Annotated in this window: 17 protein-coding genes; 6 read left to right on the forward strand and 11 right to left on the reverse strand. The window is 60.7% G+C overall.

Going from position 1 to position 18,061, the window contains the following annotated elements:
* The first annotated feature begins 54 nt into the window (after nt 1-54).
* Nucleotides 55-1,023 carry an AraC family transcriptional regulator gene (locus T9A_RS11685; protein WP_035248580.1) on the forward strand — a complete coding sequence of 323 codons (969 nt, stop codon included), beginning with the start codon at nt 55-57 and terminating at the stop codon, nt 1,021-1,023.
* A gap of 198 nt (nt 1,024-1,221) precedes the next feature.
* Here T9A_RS11685 and T9A_RS11690 read toward each other — a convergent pair whose 3' ends face one another.
* The 4 genes from T9A_RS11690 to T9A_RS11705 form a co-directional block, all read right to left on the reverse strand.
* Nucleotides 1,222-2,088 (reverse strand): crotonase/enoyl-CoA hydratase family protein, encoded by an 867-nt coding sequence (locus T9A_RS11690; protein ID WP_035248582.1) that lies wholly within the window; start codon nt 2,086-2,088, stop codon nt 1,222-1,224.
* Between the two features lie 13 nt (nt 2,089-2,101).
* Nucleotides 2,102-2,860 carry a helix-turn-helix domain-containing protein gene (locus T9A_RS11695; protein ID WP_035248585.1) on the reverse strand — a complete coding sequence of 253 codons (759 nt, stop codon included), beginning with the start codon at nt 2,858-2,860 and terminating at the stop codon, nt 2,102-2,104.
* A 44-nt stretch (nt 2,861-2,904) separates the two neighbouring features.
* Nucleotides 2,905-3,393: an Mpo1 family 2-hydroxy fatty acid dioxygenase gene (locus T9A_RS11700; RefSeq protein ID WP_035248587.1), complete on the reverse strand. Its 489-nt coding sequence runs from the start codon at nt 3,391-3,393 to the stop codon at nt 2,905-2,907.
* Between the two features lie 121 nt (nt 3,394-3,514).
* Nucleotides 3,515-3,922, reverse strand: a complete 408-nt coding sequence (locus T9A_RS11705) for a CBS domain-containing protein (protein WP_035248590.1) — start codon at nt 3,920-3,922, stop codon at nt 3,515-3,517.
* A gap of 157 nt (nt 3,923-4,079) precedes the next feature.
* Between T9A_RS11705 and T9A_RS11710 the strand changes: the two genes are divergently transcribed.
* Nucleotides 4,080-6,806 carry an ATP-binding protein gene (locus T9A_RS11710; RefSeq protein ID WP_035248591.1) on the forward strand — a complete coding sequence of 909 codons (2,727 nt, stop codon included), beginning with the start codon at nt 4,080-4,082 and terminating at the stop codon, nt 6,804-6,806.
* A complete protein-coding gene (locus T9A_RS11715; protein WP_035248595.1) occupies nt 6,799-7,617 on the forward strand; it encodes a mechanosensitive ion channel family protein in 819 nt (272 codons plus the stop codon). The genes T9A_RS11710 and T9A_RS11715 overlap by 8 nt, the downstream gene beginning before the upstream one ends.
* A gap of 16 nt (nt 7,618-7,633) precedes the next feature.
* Here T9A_RS11715 and T9A_RS11720 read toward each other — a convergent pair whose 3' ends face one another.
* From T9A_RS11720 to T9A_RS11750, 7 genes are all read right to left on the reverse strand, one after another.
* Nucleotides 7,634-7,870 (reverse strand): hypothetical protein, encoded by a 237-nt coding sequence (locus T9A_RS11720; protein ID WP_156964892.1) that lies wholly within the window; start codon nt 7,868-7,870, stop codon nt 7,634-7,636.
* Between the two features lie 358 nt (nt 7,871-8,228).
* Nucleotides 8,229-9,104 (reverse strand): metal-dependent hydrolase, encoded by an 876-nt coding sequence (locus T9A_RS11725; RefSeq protein ID WP_035248598.1) that lies wholly within the window; start codon nt 9,102-9,104, stop codon nt 8,229-8,231.
* Nucleotides 9,105-9,248: 144 nt separating this feature from the next.
* The gene (locus tag T9A_RS16660; protein WP_052042904.1) at nt 9,249-10,214 is read right to left on the reverse strand and encodes a sensor domain-containing diguanylate cyclase; all 966 of its coding nucleotides are present in this window, start codon (nt 10,212-10,214) and stop codon (nt 9,249-9,251) included.
* Complete coding sequence (locus T9A_RS11735) at nt 10,214-10,738, reverse strand: methanogen output domain 1-containing protein (protein WP_035248599.1); 525 nt, start codon at nt 10,736-10,738, stop codon at nt 10,214-10,216. The genes T9A_RS16660 and T9A_RS11735 overlap by 1 nt, the downstream gene beginning before the upstream one ends.
* Before the next feature lie 368 nt (nt 10,739-11,106).
* Nucleotides 11,107-11,706, reverse strand: coding sequence for a 16S rRNA (guanine(966)-N(2))-methyltransferase RsmD (gene rsmD / locus T9A_RS11740; RefSeq protein ID WP_035248601.1), 600 nt, complete (start codon nt 11,704-11,706; stop codon nt 11,107-11,109).
* Nucleotides 11,696-13,099: a M16 family metallopeptidase gene (locus T9A_RS11745; protein WP_232222094.1), complete on the reverse strand. Its 1,404-nt coding sequence runs from the start codon at nt 13,097-13,099 to the stop codon at nt 11,696-11,698. The genes rsmD and T9A_RS11745 overlap by 11 nt, the downstream gene beginning before the upstream one ends.
* A gap of 161 nt (nt 13,100-13,260) precedes the next feature.
* Nucleotides 13,261-14,589, reverse strand: a complete 1,329-nt coding sequence (locus tag T9A_RS11750; protein WP_035248604.1) for a M16 family metallopeptidase — start codon at nt 14,587-14,589, stop codon at nt 13,261-13,263.
* Between the two features lie 210 nt (nt 14,590-14,799).
* On the opposite strand from T9A_RS11750, the gene ftsY reads away from it, so the two are divergent.
* The 3 genes from ftsY to ftsX all read left to right on the forward strand — a co-directional run bounded on the left by ftsY (nt 14,800) and on the right by ftsX (nt 17,823).
* Nucleotides 14,800-15,996: a signal recognition particle-docking protein FtsY gene (gene ftsY, locus T9A_RS11755; protein ID WP_035248608.1), complete on the forward strand. Its 1,197-nt coding sequence runs from the start codon at nt 14,800-14,802 to the stop codon at nt 15,994-15,996.
* 125 nt (nt 15,997-16,121) lie between these two features.
* Nucleotides 16,122-16,805, forward strand: coding sequence for a cell division ATP-binding protein FtsE (ftsE, locus tag T9A_RS11760; protein WP_035248610.1), 684 nt, complete (start codon nt 16,122-16,124; stop codon nt 16,803-16,805).
* The gene (gene ftsX, locus T9A_RS11765) at nt 16,795-17,823 is read left to right on the forward strand and encodes a permease-like cell division protein FtsX (protein ID WP_035248612.1); all 1,029 of its coding nucleotides are present in this window, start codon (nt 16,795-16,797) and stop codon (nt 17,821-17,823) included. Before ftsE ends, ftsX begins: the two co-directional genes overlap by 11 nt.
* The last annotated feature ends 238 nt before the right edge of the window (nt 17,824-18,061 follow it).

Consider the following 18,061-nt stretch of genomic DNA (forward strand, 5'->3'; position numbering starts at 1 on the left):
GGCTCACGGCCAATTCGGGACCTTGCCACGGTTAATTCGGGACCTCATAACAGCATGACGCACACCCCCACCGTTACAGTGCGCTTCACCCAGGCCATCAGCCACGCAGCAGAACAGCTGGGATTCGCCCTGCCCGCCACGCTGCAACAGGCGGTCGGGGAACAGGACCGTGTCAGCCTGGCGCTGCAGGGCCAAATCTGGGAAAGCTTCTGCGAACAGGCCCGCGACCCGCTGGTGGGCATCCAGTTCGGGCTGGCCCTGCAGGTCGGGCATCTGGACACCGTGGGCATGGTGCTGATGAGCTGCGATACGGTGGAAGATGCCCTGGATTCGCTGATGGATTACTACCCCATTGTCGGCGAAGGGGGGGCCTTTTCGTACCAGGTACACAACGACGAATGCGAGATTCGCTACCAGCCCCAGTACACCGTGCGCCAGCGGGAGCGGGTGGAAGCCGCGATGACAGCCCTGCTGCAGCTGTCACGCTGGACCACCGGCGATCATCTACAGGCAATCCGCATGACCTTTTCCCATCCGGCGCTGGACGATAATCGGCGCTACGAATCCCTGCTCGGATTACCGGTACGCTTTGCCACTGACCATAACACCCTGGTGTTGCCCGCCAGCGATTTGAGCCTGCCGTTGATCCATGCCAACCCGTCCCTGTGCCATCACCTGCGCACCCTGGCCGATCAACTGCTGGACAACCTGGGCAGCCAGTCTCTCAGCGCCACCGTCCGCGACCTGCTCCGCCAGCACCCGCACTGGGGCAAGGAAAAAGTGGCCGACCAGTTGGCCATGAGCGGACGCCATCTGGTGCGCAAACTGGGAGAAGAAGGTAGCAGTTTCAAACTACTGCGCGATGCGTTGCTGCAAGGCATGGCAGAAAAGGAATTACAGGCGGGCACCCGTCTCGCCGACATTGCTGACAAGCTGGGCTTTTCCGATGAGAGTGCGTTTTCCAAGGCCTTCAAACGCTGGACCGGCATGACGCCGGCAAACTACCGCGAAGAAAAACGATAACGCCAATTTCGCCCCGTCTTTTGTAGGAGCGCAGCTTGAGGCGCGAAACGAGCGAAGCGAGTAACGAGGTTCGAGTTGCGAAAAGCAAAACCGGTGGTGCTTTTCGCAACTCGTTACTCGCTCCTCGAAACTGCTTTCCCTCCTCAAGCGGCGCCCCTACAAAACACGGGCTTCGCAGAAAATATTCCGGGCGTCCTGTTAACCAAGCTCTGGCTCATGCCAGAAATCGAACTGTGTCGGAATATCCGCCAGTGGCGTTTCGAAGCGCGGTTCGCGTTTTTCCAGGAAGGAGGTGAAGCCGTCGCGGCCGTCCCAGAATTCGTTGGACCAGTAGATCATTTTTGATTCCACCGCATGGGCCTGCATGGGGTGGGCAAAGTTGGGGTTACGCCAGAGCATCTGTTTGGCCAGCGCCGCCGCTACCGGGGAACTCTTGGCGATCATCTTGCGGGCAATGCAGCGAGCCACATCCACCACTTCACCCTTGTCATGGGCACTGTGGAACAGCCCGGCCTCCACGCCTTCTTCGGCCATGAAGATATCACCGCTGATGACCCATTCCATGGCTTTCTGAATACCCACCACCCGCGGCAAGAACCAGGAGGAACAGGCTTCCGGGGTCAGCCCCCGCTGGGTGAAGACAAAACCGATCTTGCTGTTGGCCGCCACCAGGCGAATATCCATGGGCAGGGTCATGGTGATACCCACGCCTACGGCGGCGCCATTAATTGCGCCAATCACCGGTTTGCGGCAGTTGTAGATAGCCAGAGACACCTCGCCACCGGAGTCACGAATCTGCTCCAGGGGCGGATCCATACCCTCGGCCTCGTCGTAGCCGAACACATTGCCGCCCTCTTCCGGCTGCATTTCCATGCCGGCACAGAACACCTTGCCGGCACCGGTAACGATCACCGCCCGCACCGCGTCATTCTGATCCGCTTCGCCAAAGGCATGCACCAGCTCATCCTTCATACGCAGGGTAAAGGCGTTGAGCCGGTCCGGGCGATTCAGGGTAATGGTAAGAATTTTTTCATCCAGATCAGTGCGAATATGCTGGTAATCCATGGGGCCTCCATAATTATTCTTTCAGGTGCACGACCTGCACCGGCAGACCCCGAGCATACCGCGATGGCAGGGCGTCGAACATGGCGCGCAGGGTGCGATTGAGATGGGGTTGGTCGTAAAAGCCGGCAGCCACCGCCAGGTCGGTGAAATTCATGCCGCTACGCCATAATGCCAGCGCTCGCTGACACTTGAGATGCAGCTGATAACGCTTGAGGGATACGCCGAGTTGTTCGCGGAACAGATGCCGGAATCGGGAGGCAGACAGGTTGGCGTGCGCCGCCAGGGTATCCATGGAAGGCACCGCCTCCCCGGCACGCATCAGGCTGCAGGCATCGGCGATACGCGGGTCCAGCGGCAAGGGGTCAGCCACGCCGCGCAGGCCGTGCAGAAATTGCCGTGCCTGGCTCTCGCTGCCAGTCTGCACCAGGGCCGCAATCTGTTCACCGCACCAACGCTGCTGCTGTTCATCCAGCCCGTCCAGACGGCACAGGGCCCGCCAGGCCGGTTCATCCGGATCCAGGTGAACCACCGCCACCGGCCCCTGGCTGTTCAGACTCTGGGGCACATCCGGCGGCACCAGCACCACCCGCTGCTGGCACAGACGCCCCTCCACGGTGACCCGAATCGGCTGCTCCAGCCCCACCAACAGGGATGCGGCCACATGCTGGTGGGGCTGGTTGTCGATGGCAGGCATCACCATCAGCCAGCCCCCCTGCCAGAGAAACAGGGGGGTTAGCGGCACATCCGGTAAGGGTGGGGTGTTGTCATCCATAACCGCCGATCATGCCCGCCCGTGAACGGGCGGGCAATGGACGATCAGGCCGATACGCGGCGGCCAAACCCCAATTTATGTGCCAGCTCGATGCTGACAAACATGGGGCCTACCAGCAGGAACACCAGATCATCGACAAAGGACGGTTTCTTGCCTTCCACCTTGTGGCCCCATACCTGCACCGCCCAGGCCAGCAGCCATACACCTGCAGCACTCCAGGCCAGAGACAAACCGCTGCGATCCACCGCCACGATGACCGCCAGGGACGCCGCCAACCAACCGGTCATCAGCACTGTCATGCCCAGTGACATGCGCAGATAAAACGGCATGCAGATTACCGCCAGCAGGGTGCCACCATTGACCCAATAGGCAGCAGTGCCCTCCAGGCCCAGCCAGCGCCCCAGGGGCAGCAGCCAGAACAGGCCGATGGTGGAAACAAAGATGGCCGGCACACAGAGGATATGGACCCACTGGTTAACCGGGTTCTGATGGCTCTCGCCGTAATCGGCCAGAAAGGTTTGAAGGTTACGCATGACAGCTCTCCCGAGTTGTTGTTTTGAGCTGTCATGGAATGTAACGCCCGTCATGGATGCGGGATTGTACGCAGGGGTCACGCCGTTGCGCGCTCGCGGTTTTTCGTATGACCCGCTTTCCTCAGTCGCAACCCCGCCGGCTGTCCTTGAGGGCGCGCAGCACCTGCTCCCGGGTCAGCAAGCCCACCAGAATGCCCTTGTCGTCTACCACCGGATAGATCTTGGGTTTCTGGGTGACCATCAGCTCGGCCACATTCACCGCAGAATCGTCCTCGTGCACAGTGAGAGGCTGGCTATGCATGAATTCTTCCACCACCAGACTGCCCTCGCAGTGATAGCTGGATATCAGCAGCTTGCGCAGGCAATCCTGCTCGGACACAAAGCCCACCACCTTGTTGTGATCATCCACCACCGGCAGGCCGGTGAATTTGTGCTGCAACAGGATGTCCACCACCGCCGTCAGCTCCGTGCCGGTCTTCACCGCCGCCGGGTGCTTGGCCATCAGGGCCCGCACAATCAGTTCGCTCATGGCTGTCTCCTTGGAACCTGTTTAAACCTTTCTTGACTATAGCACTCCGCTACCTTGGTATCTTCCGGGCTGCTACAAAACCCATGGGCAATATCAATGGATGACGGCATGGCTACCGGTTCCTACAATGGACTCTGCTGAGGAGAAGGAATTGCGAATGGTATCGCCATGTTTACGGCTGTGTGTTGCTCTTATCGTTCTGGCCCTGACCGCCACGGTGCAGGCCAACGGGGTGGCCGCCTGCGAGGCGGCCGGTCAGACCCTGGAACAGCTCCAACAGGAGAAACAGCAGCAGGCAGCGCAGCTGCAGCAGCTACAGGACTATCTCAATGGTCAGGTGCCGGACCCTGTTCAGCTGGCGGCCTTGCTTGGCCACCCCCTTGAGGAGACCGCCCCCCTGTCCCAGCGCCGGCCGGGTCAGCGCAGCGTGCCGGACAACAAGTGCGACGCCCTGCAAAACGACATTGATACCCTGCTGGGACAACTGAGCCGGCAGGACCAGAAACTGCATACTCTGCGCCAGCAATTTACCCAGCTCCCCGACACCCAGCGCCAGGCCTTCTCGTCCCTGGCTGCGCTCTACCAACATCTGCAGACACTGACCGACCCGCAAGACACCCAGGAGGCGGTGAGCCTGGCGGCCACCACACTCAGCGACCATGTCCGGCAGGCCTGGGCCATTCTTCCCCTGCTCGGGTTATCACCACAACAGGCCCTGCAACAACTGGATCAGCTCTGGTATCAGAGCCCGTCCCTGACGCCGCCACCCCAGCCCACAGCACAATGGCGCGACCTGCTGCGCACTCGCCTGGAGATGCAGAGCCAGCTGCGCCAGCTGCGTGCTGACCTGTGGCAGCGACGCTCCCTGTGGAGCCAGATTGACGCCATGGGCGGCCCCGCCCAGGCGCCGGCATTGCTCCACCACGAAGCAGAGCGCATCGGCCAGCGGCTGCTGGATACCGCCCATGTGATCGATCTGGATCTGCAGGAATCGGCCAAGAACAAACGCTTTCTGCCGCTGGTGCAGAACAGTGTGGCGCTGATCCTCGGCATCGCCGGCTTCATGCTGCTGATCCGACTGGCCCGGCGCACTCGCCAATGGACCCTGACCCTGCACGAATCCGTGGTCCGGGCCAGCGGTGAGCACCGCTGGCTGCGCAACGCCAGCCGCCTGATCAGCGGCCTGGCGCCCATGCTGCCCTGGGTGCTGTTATGGCTGATGCTGGATCTGCTGGCCCCGTATCTGGACACCCCGTCCACCCGCATTCTTGTCTGGCTGCTACCGCTGGCCCGGCTTTATGTGATTTACGGATTGTTCTGCCTGGTCGGCGAATGGCTGGTGATCCGGGTGGCACAGAGTGCCAACGCCTATCTGAGCAGCGATCAGTCCCGACAGGTCCATGACCACGCTCGGTTTATCTCACGCTGGCTGATACTGCCCTGGTTGCCGTTGTTGATCGTGTGGGAAAGCCTGGGCCCGTCACTGCTCTATTACCTTTGTCTGGGCATTTTGCTGGTAGCTATTTACTGGGGACTGGGCCGACTGCTGGCGCTTCGCCCCCAGGATTATCAGCGTTGTCTGCAGGCCATCCTCCCTTCGCGGCTGGATCCGCTGGCGGAAAAATTGCTCACCCCGGTCCTGTTCTGGCTGTTTGCACCGCTGCTGCTGCCGGTGGCCCTGGCCAGCTTCCTGGTGGGTTTTGTGGATCGGGTGCTGGCAGATTTCGACTGGTACATGCGCTTCAAGGCCCGCCTGTTTCGGCTGCGCACCCGCATCAACAACGATGAAGAAGACCCCGACAATGAGCAGCCAGTGGATGAGCATTACGAACGCTGGTTTGCCACCGCCCTGCCAGAGGGCAGCAAAACGCCCTTTGTGGATACCGGCCTGGTGACGGCCATGGAAAAGAATATCCAGCGCTGGCACGAGGACAAGACCGACGAGAATGCCCAGGTGGTAGTGGGCGAAAAGGGCTGTGGCAAAACGGTCAGCATTGAGCGGCTGGAGCGGGCGCTGTCGGAAAGCTGCAAGGGCCTCAATCTGGTCAAGCTGACAGTGCCGGCCAAGACCATCGACCCGGATGCCATTCTTTCCCTGGTCGGCGATGCCCTGGACGTGGACCTGGCAAGTGAAGGCCCGGCGGCCCTGGTGAAAAGTGACGAGGAACGCCAGCCTACCCTGGTGGTCCTCGACGAGGCACAGAACTTTTTCCTCAAGGAAATCGGCGGCCTGGAAGGCTGGCGCACGGTACTCAGCCTGGTCAATGCACGGCTGGATAATGTGTTCTGGTTGCTGATGATCAACAACCAGAGCTGGGCCTATTTGTGCAATGTGTTCGGCCGTGATTACCAGTTCCGCAACGTGGTGAAAGTGAAACGCTGGGGACAGACGGATATCCGCTCACTGATCCTGGCGCGCAACCACCTCAGTGGTCATCGGGTTCGTTATGACGAGGTGCTGCTGTCTTCCCGTGGACCGGAAGCGGGCAATGTGCGCAACGCGGAGCAACGCTATTTCAGCCTGCTGTGGGATGCCTGCCGCGGCAACCCCATGGTGGCCCTGCGACTATGGCTGACTTCGGTGAAGCCCAAGGGTCGACAGGTGCTGGTGGGCCTGCCCACGCCGCCCTCTGCCAGCATTCTCGACAGCATGGGCGAGAACGCCCTGTTCGTGTATGCCGCCATTGCCACCCATGAAAACCTGACCAGCCAGGAAATCAGCCATGTCACCAATCTGCCGGGCAATGTGGTGCGCTACGCCCTCAAGGGTGGCTTCGATGCCGGTTTCCTGAATAAATCCGAGGATGGCCGCTACCGGCTGAAGCCCCTGTGGTATCAGCAGGTGATCAGTTACCTGACAAGGAAGAATCTGCTCAATGAATGAAGGCAATATCGTCAATGATCTGGCGGTGGTGGTTGAGCTGTTCAACATCTACGCCCTGTTGCTGCTGTTTATCGGCGGCTTTGTGCTGTGGGCACTGAACTGGGGCATCAGCAAGGCCAGCCTGAAGATCACCGAAAAGCTGCCCACCCGGCGCTTCCTGATTCTGCAGATTACCACCCTGATCGGCTTTGTGCTCTACACCGTAGGCTCCGCCGCGCTGATCATCGGGGTGCTGCAGCCGCCCAAGGAATTCATGCTGGCCGCCGGTGGTTCCATCGCCGTGGCCCTGGGTTTTGCCCTCAAGGACATCGCCGCCTCCCTGGTGGCCGGCCTGCTGCTACTGTTCGATCGCCCCTTCCGGGTGGGCGACCGGGTCAGCTTCGCGGATGTCTACGGAGAGATCGTCTCCATCGGCCTGCGTACCGTGCGACTGCAGACCCTGGACGACAACCTGGTGACCATCCCCAACTCACGCTTCATCACCGATGTGGTGGCCTCCGGCAATTCCGGCGAACTGGACATGATGATCGTCACCGACTTTCACGTGGGCCTGGATGCGGACCTGGAAGACGCCAAAGCGATTATCGAGGAAGTGATTGTCACCAGCCGCTACGCCTATCTGAAAAAGCCGGTGTCTTTTGCCATTGAGGAAGTGGAAATCGGCGACATGCTGGCCATTCGCCTGCGCTCCAAGGCCTACGTGCTGGACGTGCATTACGAGAAGGCCTTTCAGAGCGATATTGTGGTGCGGGTTTCCAAGCGTTTTCAGGAACAGCAGATTCCCCGGCCCCGCCGCGGCAGCGATGCCTGACAGCCTTGGCGGGGGGCTACTTTTTATCTTTGCGGTTTTTCGACAACGCCTCTTCCAGCTCTTCGCGGGGCATGTAATCCAGATCCCAGTGGCTGGTAAAGGTTTCCTTGATACGGTGTCGGCCACGGTGAAGATCATCCGGGGTTTCCCCTTCGTGGGCCGGGTGATAGTCCAGCGGCTCGTGGGCCGACTCAGCATCGGGCTGATGACGAGAGGGAAAGAGCTTTTCTTTCAATGTAGTAAACCAGCGCATAAACACCTCCATAGGGAGCCTCCGAATAACTCCTTGCATGCTCAGTCTTTCAGGCTGGCTCGCCCCCTCGGCCAAGGTAAAGAGGGGCGCAATGTTGAAGGTGTGTGTCCACCCATCGAGACATTGCAACAACGAGTGCGGGCCAGCCTGAAAGACTCGTAGGGCGCGGCCTGAAGGACACATCTGCTGCGCTTTATCGCTAGGAAAGGGAACCACCCTGCCCGTCGCGACAAAACACAACAGCTGCACCCTTCAGGCCACGCTGAGTATGCAAGGAGTTATTCAGAGGCTCCCTAGTATTTTCCCACCGTAACACGCCAGCACGACAGGAAAACATGAAGGGCATGCGCAGGGACGATCAGGCAGTCAGATCCGGGCGATCCAGTAGCCGCGACAGTTTCTTCAACCCTTGCTTGCGCAGGAAGGTACTGTCGCGCTTGGCCGGGTGAAAATCCCGCTTGTAATACGCCAGGTAGGATTTGCCCAGTTTACGCAGCCAGCCCGGCTTGCCGAGTAGCCAGTTGACGCCGCCGCGCACGGATCGCCAGTCGGTGGCATCGTCCATGCCCTTGCGCAGCTGGTAGTAATGGAAAATGGTGAAGCTGATAAATTCCACCGTGGTAAAGGCCATTTCCGAGGTGCGTACCCAGTAGCTGTCCACCTGGTCCTGGTACACATCAAAGGCCACGGCCTTGTGCTCGCTTTCTTCCACCGCATGCCATAACCACAGTGGCAACATGCGTTCGTCCATGCCTTTGAAAAAATCCGGATGCTCCAGCATCAATTCCGCCAGCATGGCGGTGAAGTGTTCCAGGGCGCAGGTCTTTGCCAGCTGTCGTTGCGGTGACAGATGCTTGGCCATGAAGCGCATGCCGCGATTGACGAACTCATCCACCTTGCCGGTGGGCACGCCCTTGGACTCCATGAAGTGATTGAAGGCATCGTGCTCGTTGCCATGATGGGCTTCCTGGCCGATAAAGCCTTTCACCTGCTCGCGCAGCAGCGGGTCCTGGATCTGTTTCTGGTAATGGCGCACTGAGCGCACGAAGAAGCGCTCACCTTCCGGGAAGGTGCAGGAAAGGGCCGTCAGCAGAATGGTCTTGAACTGATCGTCGTCAAACCAGTAACGCGGCATGGCCGGATCAAACGAGAAATCCATCTTGCGGGGCTGGATATCGCTGTTATTCAGTTTTTTTGGCGTTTTCGGCGATGTGGCAACCGCTTTGCTAGTCATGGCAAACCCTCCTGCGTATGAGCACAGTATTCGCCAGCGAGAAATGGGACACTAGTTCAGGTTGTGCCATTTCCTACCTGCCGGCGTCACTGGGAGCACATTGATTGTGAGGGGCCGCAGAGTGATTGTGCCTGGGCGCCACCGCTAACCAGCGTCCGCCCTGGGTGGATCTGACTGACCGGACAGAGCCGCATGCACCGCCTGATCCCGCCCGCGCTGCTTGGCCAGGTAAAGACCTCGATCCGCTTGGCGCATCAGCTCACGGCCGGTGATGTTACTGCCAGGCAGGCGGGTCGCCACACCCACGGACAGGGTCACCGGCTGCCAACTCTCACCAGACGGACAGCCCGCATTATGATTGCGAAGGGTCATCACCAACCGCCAGGCCACTTTCAGCGAGGCATGGATATCTGCCCCCGGCAGCAATATCCCGAACTCTTCACCGCCGATTCGGGCCACCTGATCACCACGGCGGGTAAGGGTCCCGCTCAGCAGCCGAGCCACACGCTGCAACACCTGGTCGCCCAGATCATGGCCGTGGGTGTCATTGATGGCCTTGAAGTAATCCAGATCCACAATCATTACAGACAATTCTTGCTGCTGATCGGCCAGCGCCGTCGCCAGCCAGTCATCAAACGCGCGGCGATTGGCAATACCAGTCAGCGCATCCCGGGAAGCCTGGGTCTGCGCCACCAGTGCGGTTTTCTCCGCGGCCGCTCGCTCCCTTTTCAACGCCGTGGTTCGCTGGACCATCTGGGAAAGTTGATGCATGCCGCCCACTACCCACTGTCTTGGCAACAGCTCCAGCAACCAGAAATCCAGAACCTCGCCCTGCCGGGCAATCCGGGTACTGGCAATGTAACTATCTTGCATGGGTGCACCGAGATGCAGTGCGAGGTGGGAAAATGCCTGATTGCGGCGCATGGACCGCAAAAATTCCTCACTGCGTGAGGGCGACGCCAACAGACACTTAATCGTTTTCGGGACGCGATCGCCTAGCAACTGGCTGGCCCGGCGGTTCAACCACTCTATGTGGCCATCGGCGTGGACCACAAACACCGGCATGGACATGGCATTGATCAGGGCCCGACAGTCCGCTGACCATGGCATCAGTCACCGGAGCGAAAATATTCCCGCCCCGCCCCCGTTTCGCTGGCTTCCAGAGAAATGACCACATGACAGTGGCCATCGCCATTGGCAATGGACTTCTGGATATCCACACGGCCATAACCGGCATTTTCTGCCGCGATCACGCCGAACACGTTGGATGTCATCATGCAAAGCGCCGGACGCCCAATCACCTTGTCGCCGAACGGGCATCGCCGATTGCCCAGCACCAGTTGCCGCTCATCCGCATGGATCAGGTAAAAGTCGCCGTCGATACGACGTTTGAGATCGACCAGTACTGCCGGAATTTGATAACGATCCAGCGTTGTCAGATTCAGGGATTGCAGGTAGTGACCATTCAGCTCATCTCCAATTTTCTGGCCCACCAGGGAGATAAACCCTTCCGCCTGATCCATGCCGGTAACCTCCTGCAGAGACTCGGCCAGATAGCCCAGCAGCTGACGCAGAAAGCGATCCTTATCCAAACCAATCGATACAGTGTGAATCCGTTCCGGTATCTTTTCCATTATGCCGCCCCGCCCCATCCATGCGCCGTTGATGGCGCCTGGGAGCCTCTGAATAACTCCTTGCGTACTCAGTCTTTCAGGCTGGCTCGCAATCTAGGCGCGATTTTGAAGGGCTATGTCCATCCATCGAAAAAGCGCAACAACGAGTACGTGCCAGCCTGGAAGACCCGGAGGGCGCGGCCTGAAGCGTGCAAGGAGTTATTCAGAGGCTCCCTTATCCTTCATCCCCGGCCATTCCTAATGGCTTAATACACATGATTCACCGGCATGACTGCGACATCAATCACGTTCACTCAAGCGGTCATACCGTTTACACGGGAAATTGTGCCGATTGTCCGTGAAGTCGACACAAACCCGACGAATGGGAGTCAAATTTCTTCCCGGCGGAATAAACGGGCACGAATATCACCGCCGCTCTTCTCCCGGTGCAGCTGCCAGTTCGATGGCACAACCGGTTCTTCAGCGTGCCGACGGCTTTCCACATAGATCCAGGCTTGTGCCGCCAGCAACCCCCGTTCTTCCAGCGCCGCACAGGCGGGCTCCGCCAGCCCCAGGTCGTAGGGCGGGTCCACAAACACCAGGTCGAACTGCAAGGCGCTTTGCCCTGCCCATTGCAAGGCATCCGCAGTGTGGATCTCGATGCGATCGTCAAACAGGGGCAGCAACTGACGCTTCAGGTCGGCGGCCCGTTCGCGCTTTTTTTCCACCAGCACTGCCCGCTGAGCACCGCGGCTCAGGGCCTCCGCCCCCAGCACCCCGGAACCGGCAAACAGGTCCAGTACCCGCAGGCCCGGCAGCTCGAACTGCAGCCAGTTAAACAGGGTTTCGCGCATGCGATCGGAGGAGGGGCGCAGATCGCCCCCCTGATCCACGAACTGCAAGCGATGGCCACGCCGCTCACCGCCGATAATGCGCACCTGGCCCTTGCTGGTGGCGCCGCCTTTGCGATTCGGACCTCTACTCGCCACTGCGCTCTTCCTTCTCACCGGGGTTCCCACTGTCCTGATCCTGAAGGATTTGTGGTGCCTCCGGACCAATACTGACGATGGCCAGATCCTCCACATCCAGGGTTCTGCGGAAAGCCTCGCGGATATCCGCCACGGTGACCTGTCGCACCTGATCGTTGAACCACTGCAGGTAATCCAGCGGCAGATCGTAGAAACCGATGGCACCCAGCTGGCCAATAATATCGCTGTTATCGGCGGTGCTCAGGGCAAAGCTGCCAAGGATATTGGCCCGCGCCTGTTCCAGCTGTGCCTGGCTGGGTCCCTCTTCAACAAACTTACCGACCAGATCCAGCGTCAGGGTCAGCGCTTCGTCGGCATTCTCATTGGCGGTCTTGAACTGCACCTGGAATGGGCCGCCCGCTGCCATGGCGGAGAAACCGCTGCCGATGCCGTACACATAGCCACGCTGCTGGCGCACCTCGTCGGTGAGAATGGACGCGAAGCCGCCACCGCCGAGAATCTGGTTGCCCACGTGCAGAGCCACATGATCCGGGTTGCCCCGCCAGGTGGCCTGGTTGCCCAGCAAAATATGGGTCTGCGCGGAGGGGAAATCGATGTGCTCGCGTTTGCGCTCGCTGAGCACCTCTGCCCGAGGCAACGCTGGTGCCGCGGCTCCCGCCGGCAGTGCTGCACTGATCTGTGCGGCAATCTCCTCGGCCTCGCTGCGCGACAGGTCCCCAACCATGGCAATCACGGTATTGCCGGCGGCGTAATAGGTGTCATAGAAATCCACCAGCTGCTGTCGCTGTATCTGCGGCAGACTCTCCAGGGTCCCTTCGCTGGGCTGGCCATAGGGGTGATCGGCAAACACCGTGGCCATGAACGCCTTGCTGGCCTGCGGCCCGGGCACCTGTTGCTCCATGCGCAGCCCCTGCATGGCGCGGGTACGCAGACGATCCAGCGCGTCCTGGGGGAAGCTGGGCGAACCAATCACCTGATTGAACAGCGCCACCACCGGCTGGCGATATTCCGCCGCCGACAGGGTACGCAGGCTGATGATGCCCATGTCCCGGTAACTGCTGGAGGAAAAACTGGCGCCACGATCCTCAAAGCCCCGGGCGATGTCATCCACACTGAGAGCCTCGGTGCCCTGACCGATCAGGGCACTGGTCAGGGAGGCCACACCGGGTAAGCCGTCATCCTGGGAACTGCCCGCCGCCATCACCAGACGAATATCCAGCATGGGCAAGGCATCGCTTTGCACGAACATGACCTTGGCACCCTGCCCGGTCTGCCAGGATTGAATATCCAGCTGCGGCGCCTGGGGCTCGCTGGCCGCCACCTGTTTTTCCGTCGTCGGAAAGCTGGTACAGGCGCTGAGCATCAGCGCTGCCGACACTGCCAGAAGGCGCAAGCTGCAAGCTACAAGCTGCAACGCGCGCAAACCTTTCAGCCAATCGAATAGCGCAGGAGCCGCGCCCCCGACACTGTCAGCGCGGAACACCGCCCTGCGAGGAGAGGAAGCCGACATCTTCGCGCCTTGCAGCTTGTAGCTTGTAGCTTGTAGCTCGGTTTTCATTGTTCTTCCTCCTGCTCAGGCACCACATGGGCCACCGCCAACCGCTCCGGCACCAGCCACTGGCGGGCCACCCGCTGCACATCCTCAGCCGTGACCTTGCCCAACTGTTCCTCGAACTGATCGGCCAGATCGATATCCAGCCCCAAAGTGCTGAGCATGCCCAGCTCCATGGCCTGGCCCATCACCGAATCCTTTTCAAACACCTGGCTGGCCAGCACGCCGGCCTGTACCCGCGCCATTTCGTCCTCACTCGGCAAGGTGCTCTGCAGGGTCTTGATCTGCTCGCGCAGAGCTTGCTCTACCTGATCCAGCGTGACACCCGGGTTCGGAGTCGCGGTAAGGGTAAAGGTGCCATCGCCGCGCTGGATGCCGCTGTAGCTGGCCCCGGCGCCGGCCACCAGCTTCTCGCCACGTACCAGCTCGGTTTCGATACGGGCACTCATGCCGCCATCGAGCACTCCCGCGAGCATGGTCAAGGCGTAGAAATCCTCTTTCTGCTCGGCAGTCACCAGGGAGGGCACGTTATAAAGCATGTAGAGGGCGGGCACCTGCACGGCCATGGCCAGATCCAGGCGGCGCTCACCGGCAGGGGGGGTGACCGTCTGCGTTGGCCGCGGCGGCGTGGTACCGGCGGGCAAATTGCTGAAGAAGCGGCGTACCAGTGGTTCCACCTGATCGCGGGTCACATCACCGGCAACCACCAGGGTGGCATTACCCGGCACATAGAAGCGGTCGTACCAGCTACGAGCCTGTTCCGGCTGCAGCTGGGCCAGCAGGGAGCGCCAACCGATGATCGGGTGGGCATAGCCGGTACCCGGGCGGGCCACCGCCTGGAATTTTTCCCAGGCCAGGGCATTGGGGTTGTCGTCGGTGCGGGTACGGCGCTCTTCCAGCACCACCTGCAACTCGCGATGGAACTCGTCATCGTCGATCTTCAGGTTGCCCAGTCGCTCCGCTTCCAGCTCCAGGGCCAGCGGCAGGCGCGACACCTCATACTGCTGGAAATAGGCGGTGTAGTCATAACTGGTGAAGGCATTGTCACTGCCCCCATAACGGGCCACCAGTTTGGAGAAATCCCCCGGCCCCAGCCTCTCGGTGCCCTTGAACATCATGTGCTCAAGCACATGGGCCAGGCCGGTTTCATAGGGCGCTTCGTCGAAGCTGCCGGCCTTGAACCACACCATCACGGTAACCACAGGAGCCCGATGATCCTCGCGGATCAGCACCTTGAGACCGTTATCCAGGGTAAAGCCGTGGGTGGGCAGCTCGGCCCGAGCGGTCAGACTCCAGAGAATGACCACCAGTGCCACCATGAGTTTTCTCATGCATTGTCCTCATTGTGTCGCCCCCGGAAGCTGCTCCCCCGTGAGCGAAGTGTTAGGATAGCCGCGCGTTCGTTAGCGAACGTCCAGCCTGCAGGAGGGCGCATTTTATTTATCGCCGGCATAGCATACCGGTTTACCGCCCTGTCCTTGCAGCCTCATTGCAAAGGAAGAGGCCCGATTTACCCTCTTCGCGATTGGATAAGACTGAACATGAGCGACGAAGTTTCCCGCGACGACGACAACGCCCCCAAGCCGGAAGAAAAAAAGACCGGTTTCTGGAAGCGCATGTTTACCGGTGTGGATGCCGATGAACTGAACGACACCGACTCGGCACCCGCCCCGCAAGACAATGCCTCTGGCGAACCCGAGCCCACAGTCACTCCCCCGGCAACTGCACACGTTGAAGCCCCTGCCGCTGACCCGCAACCATCGCCACAGGCCGAGAGCCAGGCCGAACCGGCGGATGACAGTGACAATGGTGAAGGCTTCTGGACACGCATGAAGCTGGGCCTGGGCAAGACCCGCAAGGGCTTGGGCAAGGGCCTGGCTGACCTGCTGGTGGGCGCCAAGGAAATCGACGACGAGATTTTCGAGGAAATCGAGACCCAGTTGCTGGTCGCCGATGTGGGCGTGGAAGCCACCGACGTGATCATCGAGGCACTGACCGGCCAGGTCAGTCGCGAAGAACTGGTGGATGCTGACGCCTTGTACGAGTCCCTGCAGAACGAACTACGCAAGCTGCTGGTGCCAGTGGACCAACCGCTCACCATCGACGGCAGCAAGAAACCCTATGTGATCCTGATGGTCGGCGTGAACGGGGTCGGCAAGACCACCACCATCGGCAAGCTGGCCTGCCGCTTCAAGGCGGAAGGCAAGAGCGTGATGCTGGCCGCTGGCGATACCTTCCGCGCCGCTGCCGTGGAGCAGCTGCAGGTATGGGGCGAGCGCAACGACATCCCGGTGGTGGCACAACACACCGGCGCGGATTCCGCCTCGGTAGTCTATGACGCGGTCCAGGCCGCCCAGTCCCGCGGCGCCGACGTGCTGATCGCCGACACCGCCGGTCGCCTGCACACTCGCGGCAACCTGATGGAGGAGCTCACCAAGGTCACCCGGGTGATGAAGAAACTGATCCCGGATGCGCCCCACGAAGTGCTGCTGGTACTGGACGCCGGCACCGGCCAGAATGCCATCCAGCAGGCGGAACAGTTTCGCGATGCCGCCGGCGTGACCGGGTTGGCACTGACCAAACTCGACGGCACCGCCAAAGGGGGTATCCTGTTTGCCTTGGCCAAACGCACTGGCCTGCCGATTCGCTTTATCGGCGTAGGGGAACGACTGGAAGACCTGCGCCCCTTCCATGCGGAAGAATTTGTGCAGGCATTGTTTGAAGACGTGGCGGGGTAGCAACACCACACCTCGCCGATAGCACCGTAGGATCGCCGCTTGAGGCGCGAACTGTACTCGCGACAACGGTTGTTCGCGCCTCAAGCGGCGCTCCTACTGCGACATAACACATCCCAAGGGACGTCATGATTCAGTTTGACCGGGTCAGCAAACGCTACCCGAACGGCAAAGACGCACTCAGCAAGGTGAGCTTCACGCTCCCCGCCGGGCAGCTGACGTTTTTGACCGGTCATTCCGGGGCGGGCAAATCCACCCTGTTGAAACTGATCATGATGCTGGAGCGTCCCACCCAGGGTCAGGTACTCATTGATAACCAGAATCTGAATGGCTTCGGCAACCGGCAGATCCCACTGCTGCGCCGCAAGATCGGCATGGTTCACCAGAACCACCAATTGCTGTTCGATCGGACCGTGTTCGACAACGTGGCCCTGCCGCTGATTATCGCCGGCTATGCGCGCAGCGATATCGGCAAACGGGTGCGGGCCGCACTCGACAAGGTGGGCCTGTTGGACAAGGAAAAGTTAAACCCGATCATGCTCTCCGGCGGCGAGCAGCAGCGCGTGGGTATCGCCCGGGCGGTGGTCAACAAGCCGCCGCTGCTGCTGGCGGACGAACCTACCGGTAACCTGGACCCGGCCCTCTCCGAGGAGATCATGGACCTGTTCAAGGATTTCGCCCGGGTTGGTGTAGCCGTGCTGATCGCCACCCACGACCTGAGCCTGATCGCCCGCTATAACCACCGCCTGCTGACCCTGCGTGAGGGGCGCCTGATCCACGACGGCGACGAAGGGGGCCACCATGGCAGCTAACAAGGGGCCCAGAAACGCCACCCCGATCAAGGCCAGCCGCCAGAAACCGGAGCGAGTGCGCCGGGTGGCCGGGGCGCACAGTGCCCGCACCTCCCTGCAGGACCGTTTCCGCAGCTGGCGTCAACACCATCAAGACTCCTTCAAGGATGCCCTGCAACGGCTTAACGCCGCACGTACCAGCAGTGCCATGACCATTCTGGTGATCGCCATCGCCCTGGCACTGCCTGCCGGGCTGGCGGTGCTGCTGGATAATGCCCGTGCCATTACCCGCGGCTGGGACGGCAATGCCCACCTGTCCGTGTTTATGGAAATGAATATCAGCGAGCAGCGGCAAAGGGATCTGGCCAGCGACTGGCAAGGGCTGGACAACATCAGTCGCACCGAGGTGATTACCCGGGAGCAGGCGTTGGCGGAATTCAAGGCCCTGTCCGGCTTTGGCGACGTGTTGGAGGCCCTGCCGGACAACCCGCTGCCGCCGCTGATTGTGGTCTACCCGGACGAGACCGACCCGGTCACCCTGCGCGCCCTGGAAAACCGCCTGGCGGAGGCAGACGGGGTGGATCTGGTACAGCTGGATGTGGAATGGGTACGCCGCCTGCATGCCCTGATTGAACTGGGCGAACGGCTGATTTCCGCTCTCACCCTGGCGCTGGCTGCCGCGGTGGTGCTGGTGGTGGTGAACACCATCCGCCTGGCCATCGAAAGCCGCCGGGAGGAAATCGTGGTGGTGAAGATCGTCGGCGGCACCGACGGCTTCGTGCGCCGGCCCTTCCTCTACTCCGGTTTCTGCTTCGGCTTTGCCGGCGGCGCAACGGCGGTCATCCTGGTACAGGTGGCCCTGTGGTGGCTCGGCGGGCCAATCGACGAACTACTGGCGCTGTACAATAGTGAGGAATCACTCACATCAATGGCCGCATCCAGCCTGATCATCCTGCCCGTATTCAGTGGCATCCTGGGGCTTCTGGGCGCCTGGTTGGCCGTGGGTCGGCATCTGGGTGATATCGAGCCGAATTTTTAACCGCTGCAGGAGCGGCGCTCTCTGTGGCCCGCGGGTATGAGCCGCCACGGCCTGGCACGGCTTGTCGCACGTATGTTCGCGGCTCGAGCGCCGCTCCTACAGCAGACACCCCAGGAACCTTCCACTTTCATGCACGTCCAACCCTGTGTTCATCACCGGTTCACATGGCCGGCCTAGACTTGGTGATTGCTCCATCGACCCTCTCAATCGGCGGGAACCTTTTTGCCTATTAGCACTC

It is taken from the genome of Alcanivorax jadensis T9, from assembly GCF_000756655.1.
Lineage (GTDB): Bacteria > Pseudomonadota > Gammaproteobacteria > Pseudomonadales > Alcanivoracaceae > Alcanivorax > Alcanivorax jadensis.